The sequence below is a fragment of the Synechococcus sp. NOUM97013 genome (assembly GCF_014279815.1).
Taxonomy (GTDB): domain Bacteria; phylum Cyanobacteriota; class Cyanobacteriia; order PCC-6307; family Cyanobiaceae; genus Synechococcus_C.
Genome location: NZ_CP047941.1, coordinates 2,109,592 through 2,122,259 on the forward strand (window position 1 = coordinate 2,109,592; position 12,668 = coordinate 2,122,259).

The 12,668-nt window shown below is 62.0% G+C and carries 12 protein-coding genes; 10 read left to right on the forward strand and 2 right to left on the reverse strand.

All coding sequences use genetic code 11. The features are described 5' to 3' along the window. The first annotated feature begins 14 nt into the window (after positions 1-14). The 6 genes from SynNOUM97013_RS11520 to SynNOUM97013_RS11545 are packed head-to-tail and all read left to right on the forward strand — an operon-like array spanning position 15 to position 7,992. Positions 15-1,187 (forward strand): NAD(P)/FAD-dependent oxidoreductase, encoded by a 1,173-nt coding sequence (locus tag SynNOUM97013_RS11520; protein WP_186479909.1) that lies wholly within the window; start codon positions 15-17, stop codon positions 1,185-1,187. Then, positions 1,184-2,854, forward strand: a complete 1,671-nt coding sequence (gene hflX / locus SynNOUM97013_RS11525) for a GTPase HflX (RefSeq protein WP_186479910.1) — start codon at positions 1,184-1,186, stop codon at positions 2,852-2,854. Before SynNOUM97013_RS11520 ends, hflX begins: the two co-directional genes overlap by 4 nt. After that, positions 2,847-4,691, forward strand: coding sequence for an SLC13 family permease (locus SynNOUM97013_RS11530; protein ID WP_186479911.1), 1,845 nt, complete (start codon positions 2,847-2,849; stop codon positions 4,689-4,691). Before hflX ends, SynNOUM97013_RS11530 begins: the two co-directional genes overlap by 8 nt. Positions 4,692-4,696: 5 nt before the next feature. Continuing rightward, on the forward strand, positions 4,697-6,100 hold the full coding sequence (locus SynNOUM97013_RS11535) for a TrkH family potassium uptake protein (RefSeq protein WP_186479912.1): 1,404 nt from the start codon (positions 4,697-4,699) through the stop codon (positions 6,098-6,100). A gap of 24 nt (positions 6,101-6,124) precedes the next feature. Further along, positions 6,125-6,829, forward strand: coding sequence for a TrkA family potassium uptake protein (locus SynNOUM97013_RS11540; RefSeq protein ID WP_186479913.1), 705 nt, complete (start codon positions 6,125-6,127; stop codon positions 6,827-6,829). An 8-nt stretch (positions 6,830-6,837) separates the two neighbouring features. Then, on the forward strand, positions 6,838-7,992 hold the full coding sequence (locus SynNOUM97013_RS11545) for an anhydro-N-acetylmuramic acid kinase (RefSeq protein WP_186479914.1): 1,155 nt from the start codon (positions 6,838-6,840) through the stop codon (positions 7,990-7,992). A 125-nt stretch (positions 7,993-8,117) separates the two neighbouring features. Here the strand turns inward: SynNOUM97013_RS11545 and SynNOUM97013_RS11550 are convergent, their stop codons facing one another. Next, entirely contained in the window at positions 8,118-8,417 is a 300-nt protein-coding gene (locus tag SynNOUM97013_RS11550) for a hypothetical protein (protein WP_186479915.1), read from the reverse strand. 142 nt (positions 8,418-8,559) lie between these two features. Between SynNOUM97013_RS11550 and SynNOUM97013_RS11555 the strand changes: the two genes are divergently transcribed. The 4 genes from SynNOUM97013_RS11555 (at position 8,560) to SynNOUM97013_RS11570 (ending at position 11,486) form a co-directional block, all read left to right on the forward strand. Further along, positions 8,560-8,874, forward strand: coding sequence for a hypothetical protein (locus SynNOUM97013_RS11555; protein ID WP_186479916.1), 315 nt, complete (start codon positions 8,560-8,562; stop codon positions 8,872-8,874). Between the two features lie 115 nt (positions 8,875-8,989). Continuing rightward, on the forward strand, positions 8,990-9,217 hold the full coding sequence (locus SynNOUM97013_RS11560; RefSeq protein WP_186479917.1) for a hypothetical protein: 228 nt from the start codon (positions 8,990-8,992) through the stop codon (positions 9,215-9,217). A 240-nt stretch (positions 9,218-9,457) separates the two neighbouring features. Further along, positions 9,458-11,182: an ABC-F family ATP-binding cassette domain-containing protein gene (locus SynNOUM97013_RS11565; RefSeq protein WP_186481611.1), complete on the forward strand. Its 1,725-nt coding sequence runs from the start codon at positions 9,458-9,460 to the stop codon at positions 11,180-11,182. Between the two features lie 115 nt (positions 11,183-11,297). After that, the gene (locus SynNOUM97013_RS11570; RefSeq protein ID WP_186479918.1) at positions 11,298-11,486 is read left to right on the forward strand and encodes a hypothetical protein; all 189 of its coding nucleotides are present in this window, start codon (positions 11,298-11,300) and stop codon (positions 11,484-11,486) included. Between the two features lie 7 nt (positions 11,487-11,493). Here the strand turns inward: SynNOUM97013_RS11570 and SynNOUM97013_RS11575 are convergent, their stop codons facing one another. Next, entirely contained in the window at positions 11,494-12,612 is a 1,119-nt protein-coding gene (locus tag SynNOUM97013_RS11575; protein ID WP_186481612.1) for a trypsin-like peptidase domain-containing protein, read from the reverse strand. Between the last annotated feature and the right edge of the window lie 56 nt (positions 12,613-12,668).

Below are 12,668 nucleotides of genomic sequence, written 5' to 3' on the forward strand. Positions count from 1 at the left end.
GTTTCAGTGTTGCCTTGACAACCCCTGCCAGCGATCAACTTGCGCCAATCGTGGTGATCGGTGGTGGTTTCGCCGGATTGTCGACGGCACTGGCCTTCCGTCATGTGCATCCGCGGCCACCGGTTGTCTTAATCGAACCCAGGGAACGTTTCGTTTTTGTTCCACTCCTCTATGAACTGCTGAGCGGCGAATTGCAGGGATGGGAGGTAGCGCCCACCTACGCATCCTTGTTGCAGGGCCGTGGCATCAGTCATGTGCAGGATCACGTCAAGTCCATCGATTTGAAGGCGCGAACGCTGCAAACAGCATCAGCGCAGACCCTGAACTACAGCCAGCTGGTAATCGCCACCGGCGCCCAGCCGGCAGATTTCGGCATCCAAGGCGTGCACGAGCACGCGCTGCGCTTCCACACCCTGTCGGATCTCGCTCCTCTACGGCAGTGCCTGCAGCAGGTGACGTTGAGGCCTTCCGGAAGCTCCACTTTGGTGATCGCAGGGGCAGGGGCCACCGGCGTCGAACTGGCCTGCAAGCTGTTCGACATGCTCGATGGTGCCGCGGCGATTCAGCTGGTGGAACTGGGTGAACAGATTCTTCCCAGGTCACGGGCCTTCAACCGAGAGCAGGCACAGCGGGCTCTGGAGAAAAGGGGCATCACGGTGCGCTTGAACACCCGTGTCGACGCCGTCTCTCCGACCTCCGTCAATCTGCACGGTCCAGAGGGGGCCGTCACGCTTGCTCATGACGGCTTGATCTGGACCGCTGGCAGTCGCCCCAAGATTCCGGATCTCTCTCCCGCCGTGACGCTGCAGGGTGGTCGCTTGCCAGTGACGTCGGCGCTGCGCCTCGAAAGCCATCCTGAGGTCATGGTCCTGGGCGACATCGCCATCCATGCATCACACGACGAGGCATCCCACTGGCCTCTCTCAGCACAGGCCGCCATCCAGCAGGGGCAATTCGCGGCCAAGGGCCTACAAGCGCACCTAAATGGAGGAGACCCAGAACCCTTCATCTTCCGGGATCTGGGAGAAATGCTCAGTCTGGGCATTGGCGATGCCTCACTCACCGGTCTTGGCATCACCCTTGCCGGACCCCTCGCCTTCAAGTTGCGCAGGCTCACCTATCTCACTCGTCTGCCTGGGTTGTCGCTCGGGCTGAAAGCCGCAGGAGCCTGGCTCGTCAGCCCTTGAAGCAGACCCACCTGGCAGGACGCACGCGCGGTCTCCGTCCATCACAACTCAAACAACTGGAGCGCCTCAGCCATCGCCGTCACCCCGACGAAAGCGGTGCAGATCTGCTGTCACTGGAGCGGCTCGCCGAACTGGCACTGGAGCTAGAGACAACACTGCATCTGCTTCTGGACGATCGAGGTGTCTGCCGTCTGCTCTGGGTCGGCCCACTCGGCGAGTCGGATCGACTGGAACACCATCTCCCTGGTGGCTCCAGGCGGCGATCCAGACGCTGGAGACTGATCAGCGTGATGCTGGGCCGCCGTTCCCCGGATCTGGTTCCCGAAGGCCGGGATGCCGTGATTGCTCTGGATGTGGAGCCGGTTGACTGGTTGCGTTATCAGGCCTTGGTTGCGCCAGGCGGCACCCGTCTTGGTGCGCGATGGTGCCCTGATCCAGCCACATCCGGGGGATGGCAGTGCTGTGATCGGGGCGATTTAGCGACCCTCTGCCAGGGCACTCCAGAGCTCAAACCTGTCGCATCAGCACGCGAGGTGGTGACCGCCGCCTCCACGGCGGGAGCTGAACGGGTGCTGCTGCTGACTCTCACTGGAGCGGACCCCGCGCGCAACGAGCGCGAGCTGGCGGAACTTGAGGGGCTCACCCGCAGCGCTGGTGCCCGCGCCGTGGCCGTCTGTCGCCAGCGGGAAGGACAGATCAACCCTCAGACGCTCTGGGGACGCGGAAAACTGCAGGAAGCGGCGCTGGAAATCCGCAAGCAAGGCGCAACGCTGGTAATCACCGACAGGGAGCTCACCCCCGTTCAGGCTCGCAATCTGGAACGGCTGCTGGACAGCCCGGTGACCGATCGCAGCGAGCTGATTCTCGACATCTTTGCGCAGCGGGCCTCAAGCGCTGCAGGCCGGCTTCAGGTGGAACTGGCCCAGTTGCGCTATCGACTGCCGCGACTGACGGGGCGTGGGCTGAGCCTCTCCCGCCAGGGCGGAGGCATCGGCACCCGCGGACCGGGTGAGACGCAGCTCGAAAAAGACCGTCGAGCGATCAGCCGCCGGATTGAGCACCTGGGACGCGAGCTTCGCCAACTCGGAGCTCATCGCGCCCGGCTGCGGGAACGCCGCCGTGAACTACCCCGCGTGGCGCTGGTGGGGTACACCAATGCGGGGAAATCATCCCTGCTCAATGCGCTCTGTGAGCGAGGCCAGGGCGGAGCTGTGCAGGCCGAAAACATTCTTTTCGCGACCCTGGATCCCACCACGCGTCGACTCTGTCTGCCGAGGGTTGGCGCCGCGCCCCGGGAATTGCTGATCACCGACACCGTCGGCTTCATTCGAGAACTGCCTGGTCCCCTCACCCAGGCCTTCATGGCCACACTGGAAGAAACACGCGATGCCGACCAGCTTCTGCTGGTGGTTGACCTGGGAGATCCCGATTGGCAAGGACAGCTGCAAGCCGTCCACACGATTCTGGATGACCTCGGCTGCCAGCAACCGCGACAGGTCCTGGCCAACCAGATCGACCGCTGCGATGCCGACGCGCTCGAGCAGATCCATGCATTGGAGCCAGGGACGCTCTATCTCTCCGCCACGCAGGGAACAGGCTTGAAGGGTCTGCGAACATGGCTCGAACAGACGTTCTGGGAGCCGGCAGGCACGCCACCCCATGGTTGAGCTCAGTGCTGCTCTGCAGAACGGAGATGCGTTGGTCACCCTGGGGGTGCTGCTGCTGGCAGTGGTGCTGTTCATTAGCGGTGCCATGGCACCTGAGCTGGTGGGGCTTCTGAGTGTCTCCCTGCTGATGATCGGCGGGGTGCTGACTCCCCTGCAAGCCCTGAGCGGCTTCGGAAGTCCAGCCCTGATCACGCTGATGGGCCTGTTTGCCGTTTCAGCGGCTCTGTTCCGCAGCGGCGCCCTAGATCGCCTCCGGGAACTGATCGCATCGGAGCGGATCCGCAGCTCCCGCCGGATGGTCGGCCTGCTCACGCTTGTGGTGGCACCGATCTCCGGTGTGGTGCCGAACACCCCGATCGTGGCCAGCCTGTTGCCCGTGCTGGAGACCTGGTGTCACAAGCGAGGGATTGCTCCATCCCGGGTTTTGCTCCCCCTCTCTTTCGCCACGCTGCTGGGAGGAACTCTCACACTGCTGGGCAGTTCCGTGAACTTGCTAGCCAGTGATGTCAGCCAACAGCTGGGCTACGGAGCCCTGGACCTGTTCAGCTTCACCGCCATCGGCGTCCCGGTCTGGCTGGCTGGCGCCACCTACATGCTGTTGGCGCCCCGGGCGCTGCTGCCCGATCGCAGAAGCCCTGACGATCAGCTGAGCACCAGCCAGGCGATGATCGGATACTTCACGGAAGTCACGATTCCATCCACGTCAACCCTGGTGGGGCAGACCCTCAGGCACAGCCGCCTTCAGCGACGTTTCGATGTTGATGTGCTGGAACTGCAGCGGGGAGGAGAACGCATCCTTCCTCCTCTTGCGGATCGCGGCATTGAGGCGGGAGATCGCCTGCTGCTCAGGGTCACCCGTGCAGATCTGCTGAGACTGCAGCACGAGCACACTGTTCAGCTTGCGTCCGCGAACCGCCCAGCTGCGTCAAGCCCCTCCATGGGCGCTATGGACTCGTCTCTCTTCAATGCGGGAGACGAGGGCCAGAAGACGGTGGAGGTGCTGCTTCCTGCCGGTTCAACGCTGGCTGGAGCGAGCTTGCGCGAACTGCGGTTCCGTCAGCGGCACAACGCCACGGTTCTGGCCCTGCGCCGCGGCCAGCAGACGGTGCAGGAGCGCCTCGGCCAGGCAATTCTGCGAGAAGGAGACGTCTTGCTACTGCAGGCTCCGCTGGATGCCATCCGCGGCCTTCAGGCCAGCAATGACCTGCTTGTTCTTGATCAGCTTGAGAACGACCTACCGACGATCCGGCGGAAACCCCAAGCAATCACCATCACGGCGCTGATGCTCTTGGTTCCCACGGTCACCAACATTCCCTTGGTGGCATCAGTGCTGTTCTCCGTGGTGCTGCTGGTGCTGGTGGGCTGCTTACGCACGGGAGAAGTGCAGCGATCGATCCGCCTTGACGTGATTCTGCTGCTGGGTTCCCTCTCCAGCTTCAGTGTGGCGCTGCAGACCAGCGGGCTCGCCAACGCTTTGGCGACCGACATGGAGCGATTGCTGCTGAACTGGCCGGCTTACTGGGCCTTGCTGGTGATCTTCCTGGCCACCAACCTGATCACCAGCGTGATGAGCAATGCCGCCTCGGTAGCGCTGTTGGTGCCTGTGGCCACTCAGCTCGCACCCTCCTTGAACCTGCCTCCCCAGGCTCTACTGCTCACGGTTCTGTTCGGTGCTAGCCAATCCTTTCTGACCCCGATGGGTTACCAAACCAACCTGATGGTGTTCGGTCCAGGCAGGTATCGCTTCTTTGATGTGGCGCGCTACGGAGCTGGTCTCACCGTGTTGATGACCCTACTCGTTCCGGGGCTGATCCTCATGCAGGCAGGAGGCCTCTGACGCCCATGCCTCTTCCCCAGGCCATTCATCGCACCCAGGCGTGGTATCGACGGCTGACAGTGCCCCAGTTCACTGTGGTGACCGGGCTACTCGTGATCAGCCTCGGCACCTTGCTGCTGGCCAGCCCCCTCTGTTCCAGCCAGAACGTGGGTCTGTGGGAAGCACTCTTCACCGCCACATCAGCCGTCACGGTGACCGGTCTGACCGTGATCGATGTGGGCAGAGATCTGACCACCTGCGGCCAGGCCGTGCTGGCGCTGATGATCCTGGTGGGGGGGCTCGGCCTGATGGCCATCACGACCTTCCTTCAAGGCTTCGTGGTGCGCGGCGCCTCTCTCCGCCGACGACTGGACCGCGGTCAGACCCTCGACGAATTTGGTGTGGGCGGCGTGGGCGGCACCTTCCGGAGCATTGCGCTTACGGCAGCGGCGCTAATCATCGTCGGAGCTGCAGTCCTCTACAACTTCGGCTTTTCAGACATTCCCGCCGGCGGTGAACGGCTTTGGGCCTCCGTCTTTCACAGCATCTCGGCCTACAACAACGCAGGCTTCGGACTCTGGAGCGACAGCCTCGTCTCCTACCGAACCAACCGGGTGGTGAACGCCGTGATCATGATTCTGATCGTGCTGGGCGGCCTGGGCTGGCGAGTAACCAGTGATCTGTGGAGCAACCGTCAACGCCTGAAGCGCAAAAACCTCAGCCTGCACACCCGATTGGTACTGCGGACCTCAATCCTGCTGGTTCTGACCGGCACACTCGGCCTGCTGCTGACCGAATCGCTGTCCAAGGGGCACGTGATGACAACCATGGGCTGGGGTGAACGGATGATGAGCGCGCTGTTCGAGTCGGTGAGTGCACGCACAGCGGGGTTCACCACCCTTCCCTTGTCCGTCGAGAGCGTGTCGGATTCAGGTCTGCTTCTGCTGATGACGTTGATGTTCATCGGCGCCAGCCCAGGAGGTACTGGCGGAGGCATCAAGACCACAACAGTGGCGGCACTGATGGCTGCCACCCGCTCCACCCTGCGCGGTCAGGACAATGTGGTCATTCGTCATCGCCAGATCTCGGACAAGGTGGTGCTGCGGGCCCTGAGCATCACCATGGCGTCGCTGATGTTCGTACTGGTGATGGCAATGCTTCTCGCCCTCAGCACCAATCAGAACATTGAAGAACCACTGACCTTTCTGGAACTGCTGTTCACCTGCATCTCAGCCTTCGCGACTGTGGGCCTGGACTTAGGGGTGACCGAACAGCTAGGTCGCTTCGGCCAGCTGATTCTGGTGGTCGGCATGTTTGTGGGTCGACTGGGGATCCTGTTGCTGTTGAGTGCCATCTGGGAGAGCTTCGATCGCAACCAGTTGCAACGCCAGAATCGGATCGGTTATCCACGAGAAGATCTCTATGTCTGACCACGCTCCATTGCGACTAAACCGATGAGGGAGTGGTGGCACTGGTCACCGCCAGCTGGCGACGATGTCCGCAGCTTCGGCGTCGTCGGCGTTGGACGCTTTGGCAGTGCGGTCTGCCGTCAGCTGATGCAGAACGGTGCTGAGGTGCTGGCCGTGGACCGCTCCTCCAAGGCGATCGAGGAGCTGCGGCAGCTGGAACCATCCATTGAGGCCAGAGTGCTGGACTGCACCGAGGAGGAGTCGCTGCGGGAAGCTGGCATCCTCGACATGGATACGGTGGTGGTTGCGATCAGTGAACCGATCGAAGCGAGCATCACAGCCACACTGATCGCCAAGGACAGTGCAGGCACGCGGGTGCGACGGGTGATCGCAAGGGCGACCAGCGACCTGCACGAAAAAATGCTGAAGCGTGTCGGTGCTGACCGCGTGGTTTTCCCCTCCCGCATGCAGGGAGAGCGCCTGGGTCTGGAGCTGGTCCGCCCCAACTTGATCGAACGACTCGAGCTGGATGACCACAATTCCATTGAAGAGATCAAGGTGCCGGAACGCTTCATGGGCCAGTCACTGCGCGATCTGAACCTGCGCAAGAACTATCGGGTGAATGTGCTGGCCGCCGGGCCCGCTGGGGAACTGATGGTCAACCCCCCGGCGTCCTACGTGCTCATGGATGGGCATGTGCTGGTGGTGATGGGGCTGACGGACGACCTCCAGAACCTGCCAAGAGTCTGAGCCGATCGATGCGCGTGCTCGGGCTGATGAGCGGCACCAGTGCAGATGGTGTCGATGCGGTTCTGGCCGATTTCCAGGGTCGGCCGGAGTCACCGCGCTGGCGCCTGCTGAGCGAAGCCTCCTGCGCTTACCCGCGCGAGCTGCGCGCACAACTGCTGGCCGTGGCCCAAGGAGAGCCCACCGAGGCTGGCGTTCTTCTGGCGCTCGCCGAAGCGATCACGGAGCTGCAGGCGCAAACCGCCAAAGCCTGTGATCCCAAGCAGTCCGCTGAGCTCGTGGGCTGCCATGGCCAGACGATCTGGCATCGTCCCCCCAGCCAGGGAGCTGAAGGGGTGCCGCGCCGAGGTAGCAGCTGGCAGATGCTGCAGGGTCCGCTCCTAGCAGCCATGCTCCAACGCCCGGTGGTCCATGACTTCAGAGCGGCAGATCTGGCCCTCGGAGGCCAGGGGGCACCACTGGTTCCGATGGCCGACGCTGCGTTAATGGGCCGAATCGAGGGGTGGAGAGCGCTGCTGAATCTGGGAGGGATCGCCAACATCACCCTCATCCCACCCAGTCGAGGGCCAGAACGAGAGCAGCCTGTACTGGGGTGGGACTGCGGCCCTGCCAACAGCCTGATTGACCTGGCCATCAGCCAGTTCAGTGGGGGGCGCGATCAGTTCGATCGAGGAGGAGCCTGGGCCGCCAAAGGATGCGCCGAAGACGGGATGATCGAGCGCTGGCTCCAGGAAACGTATTTCCAGGCAACTCCACCCAAATCCACTGGACGAGAGCTATTCGGCAGGGAGGATCTGACCCGGCGGCTCCTTGACCTCAACCACTGTTCGGAGGAGGACCAGATCGCCACCCTGACCGCCTTCACAGCCGCAGTGGTCGCGCAGGATCTCCACAACCTCAGAACCCAGGGGCGATCGCTGCCTGTGGAGATGGTGGTGGCCGGCGGCGGCAGCAAGAACCCCGCATTGATGCATCAGCTAAGGATCCGCTGCCGCGGCCTCAGGGTGCGCCTCAGTGACGAGCTCAACCTTCCGAGCCAATCCAGGGAAGCCCTGGTGTTTGCAATGCTCGCCTGGTGGAACGCATGCCGTCATCCAGGCAATGCACCGGCTGTGACCGGGGCCGATCGAGCCTGCGTGCTGGGTTTGCGCGCAGATCCTCCCTAAGAGCCACCGCCTGCACCAGCCCGCGGCATCAACCGGGCGAAGGCCAAACCCTTGAATCGTCAAACCGTTTCACAGCCAAACTGTTGCACAGCCAAACCATGCGACGACGGCGTGAGCTTTAAGGCTCAGGTTGGACGGTGCAGCCTCAAACGCCGCGGCGCACCGCGCAGACGCCGCGGCTGCTGAGCCTCCAAGGCGGAGCGAAGTCGATCGGTCGTGGAGGGAGGCGGCGTCGGTGCCGCAGAGACGACCCCCTGCTCAAGGCGTTGAACACCCTGCTGGATCAGCACTTTGGCCATGTTGCTGACGGTGCGTGATTCCTGCTCGGCGAGCGCCGTAAGCCTGTTGCAGAGATCTTCAGGAAGTACCACCTGAATCCGTGGCGACTTCGGCTTCCCGCTGGATGACGTTTGGCGGGTGGCCACGAACTATGAGGCAGAGGTACTGAGAAGTGTACAGAGATGCGCAAGGATAGTATCCAGCACTATGATGCTGGCATTGATCGGACCCCTGACGCCCGGCTTTCCGCTCCAAGGACCTCTGCCTCAACCCACCGCCAGGACTGCCATGCCCCGTACGACCAGCCAGGCCACCACAACACGCAATCCCGCTCCTCGCGCCCGTCGATCCTCCGGTTCGCGACGCAGCCGCCGGGCCGCCGATAACAGTGACGTGCTGGTGTCAGCGGTGATCAGCTCCTATCTGCTCACACACCTGCACCATGTGCTCCAACGTGCCGAATACGGCGCGGTCCAGGAAGGTCGCACCTCCCAAGCCGCCAACTACGCCCAGTTGCGCAAGGTGCTCTGCATGGATGCCCGCAGCATGGAAGATGCGTCAGCTTGCGGCCTGAAGGAATCCGACCACGACCAAGCCGCCTGAGTCAAAGCCACATCAGTCCAAGCGGGCTGAATGAATTGATGATGCTGAGAGTAGGCAGCTCCGACAGCCATGGATAGTTTGAGCTGAATAGGTTTGCGTGAGTTGGTTCAGAGCCATGAGCAATGCAGCTGCGCTCTACGAAAAAATCGAACAGGACCGGGACCTTACCCGCGCTTTGTTCCGTCAAGCCCTACAGAACCCATCAGGGGCCATTGAAACGATTTGCCAGGTCGGCGATCAGCTTGCACTTCCCGTCAGCACCGACGACGTCAAGGCCTTCATCAGCAGCCTGGATGACGACCTCAGCAAGCAGTGGCTGATCAAGGCTCGGGGCGGTTTGTAAGCAGAGGTTCCAACGGAAGCGCTTGCGACTGAGCAGCAGGCTCAGGCCCACGCTGTCTCTCACGACTGCCGCCACCGTCCGCCCAGCTGAAAAAAAGCCAGTAACTGACCACGGCTAGCCCCGCAGCCACCACCAGGGCAGCAACCTGCTCAAGCCTTCGCATCAGCCCTGCTTCCCTAAGTCACACCAGTCTGCCCTCACCCCCACACGGGATGATGGAGGTTGTCCGCGTCCTCTTCGGTGCTGCGACTCGAGAACGTCAGCAAGATCTATCCCACCGGCGAGGTGCTCCGGGATGTCACCTGGGAGATCAAACCCGGGGATCGCATCGGCCTGGTGGGCGTCAACGGTGCCGGCAAATCCACACAGATGCGTCTCATCGCAGGCCATGAGGAACCCACCAGCGGCATGGTGGTTCGCCAGGGCGATCCCAGGATCGCCTTCCTGCAGCAGGAATTTGACGTTGATCCTGATCGCACAGTGCGGCAGGAACTGTTCCAGGCCTTCGGCGAAGCAGCGACGGTGCTCAACCGCCAGCGCGAGGTGGAGGATGCGATGGCCTCGGAGAAAGCAGCGGAAGACCCGGATCATCTCGATGATCTGATCCACGAGCTTGGACGCCTGCAGACCCGCTTTGAAGCGCTGCATGGATACGAACTGGATGCCCGTATTGACAAGCTTCTGCCCACCATCGGCTTTACTCCCGAAGGCGCTGAGCTGCAGGTCAGGGACTACTCAGGCGGATGGCAGATGCGCATCGCGCTCGGCAAGATCCTGCTCCAGGATCCGGATCTGTTGCTGCTCGACGAGCCAACCAACCACTTGGATGTGGAGACGATTCAGTGGCTTGAAAACTATCTGCAAGAGCAAACCGCTGCCCTGGTCGTGATCAGCCACGACCGGACCTTCCTGGACCGCGTCTGCAACCAGATCGTGTCGACCGAGCGCGGGATCTCTCGGAGCTATCTCGGTAATTACACGGCTCACCTGGAGCAGAAACAACAGGAACAGGAGGCGACACAGGCGGCCTATGAACGCCAGCAGAAGGAGATCGCCACACAGCAGGCCTACATCGATCGCTTCCGGGCCAGCGCCACTCGCAGCACCCAAGCCAAAAGCCGGGAAAAACAGCTGGAGAAGGTGGAACTGGTCGACGCGCCGATTGAAAGCGTTGGCGGCCCGAGCTTTCGCTTCCCACCTGCTCCGCGTTCCGGGGCACAGGTGGCTGTGATCGAGAACCTGACCCACAGCTACGGAGAGAAAATCCTCTTCCTTGGCGCAGAGCTGGAAGTGGAGCGGGGGGATCGCATCGCCTTTGTGGGTCCCAACGGCGCCGGCAAGTCCACCCTGCTGAGGCTGGTGATGGGCACCGAAATTGCCGACGACGGCTCAGCACGCCTAGGCGAACACAACGTGATCGCGCGTTATTTCGAACAGAACCAAGCCGAAGCCCTGGATCTGAGCAAAACCGTGATCGACACCATGTTTGAGGCCGTCCCCGACTGGACACAGACCCAGGTGCGGTCACTGCTGGGCAGTTTCTGCTTCAGCAACGACACGGTCTTCAAGGAGGTCGGCAAGCTCAGTGGAGGAGAGAAAGCCCGTCTGGCCCTAGCGCTGATGCTGCTCAGTCCTTGCAATCTTCTCGTGCTCGATGAGCCCACCAACCACCTCGATATTCCCGCCAAGCAGATGCTGGAGGATGCTCTCTGCTCCTACGAAGGAGCTGCTCTTCTGGTGTCCCACGACCGCTACTTCATTTCACGGGTCGCCAACCGCATCGTCGAGTTGCGCGACGGGGAGCTGGTGCTCTATCGGGGTGATTATTCCTACTACCTCGAAAAGAAAGCCGAAGAGCGCGCCGCGGCAGAAGAAGCGCTGCGCGTTGCTGAACAGGAGGCCAAGCGCAAGGCCAAGCGCGACAAGCAAAAAGAACGGGAAGCACGTCGCAAGAATGCTGCTTAAAAGGAGTCTCTGACCCGTCAAAACGAATCTTCACGAACATTTAGGCAGGAAGACTTATTTGTCTTTACCACTCCAGAACGTGTGCATAGGCTGACATCACTAAGGGAGCCGGCCCATGACATCGATAGGAACAATCAACGCCGGCGTCAACGGCAGCAGCCAGCCTCAGCCCAACGACGCAGACCATGATCAGACATGGGATGCCGTCGAAACCTATTTCGAGTGCATCACGACATGTTCCCTTGATGATGGGGAGTGCATCACACGCTGTGTGCAACAGCTGCGTGAATCCGACGACAACTAGCTCCTGATCAACGCATCTTCAGAGCACGCATTTCCACAGGGATCACCGTTAGGGGCAAGCTCTGTCCCTGACGTCTGACGTCGATTACCAGAGGCTGCCCCACACCACTGCGATCAATCGCGGTCACAACCTCGGCGGGAGTTCGCACCGGATCGCCACCCACTGCTGCGATCACGTCATTCACTTGAAGCCCCGCAAGAGCTCCCGGCCCACCGGGCATGACCGAACGGACCACAGCCCCCGGAGGAACAGCTCCCCCGGGCGTCGGTGCCGGAACCGTAGACAGTCCGATCCCGACCATGGGATGGCTGGCACGTCCCTGATTGACCAGTTGCATCGCAATGGTGCGGGCTCGATTGATCGGAATGGCGAACCCCAGCCCTGCGCCGGGCCCAGAGCGCACCAGGGTGTTGATCCCCACCACCTCACCGGAGGCATTGAGAAGCGGGCCGCCTGAATTACCGGGATTAATCGCTGCATCAGTCTGAATCAAATCCAGACGCTTCCCTTGAATTCCAAGCTGGGACACATTTCTGTTGAGGTTGCTGACAATCCCGAGTGTCACGGTGTTTTCCAAACCGAACGGGTTACCCACGGCAATGGCCCAGTCACCGACCTGCAGCCGGTCGGAATCTCCCAGAGGAGCGGTGGGCCAGGCTCCCTGCCCCTTGATCCGGACGACAGCAAGATCCGTCACTGAGTCCTGCCCCAACACCTGACCCCGTACGCGACGGCCGTCCGGAAGCCCCACCATCACTTGATCAGTGTTTTCCACCACATGGGCGTTGGTCAGCACCAGACCCTGGCGGTCGAAGATCACGCCACTACCCTGCCCACGCTGCACGCGTGAACGGGAGGTCTGAGGAGCTTGCAGGCCGAAAAAGCGTCGAAAGAATGGATCATTCAGCATTCCCTGCGGCAGCCCCGACACGCCGGCCGTGCGCACCGTGCGCGAGGTTTCCAACGTGACCACGGCGGGACCACTGCGCTCGACGGCTTCCGCCACGAAGGAACGCGGCACGCGTTCAACGGATGCCCGCGGCACGGATGCACGCGGCGCCGCCAGCACTTCGCGCCCCGGCAAAGCGATCAAATCCGGAGCCAGCAGCGTGAGTCCCATCACCATGGGCAACACGAGTCGGCCGTGCCGCACGCCTTGACAAGCCCGGGACGTTAAGGGGG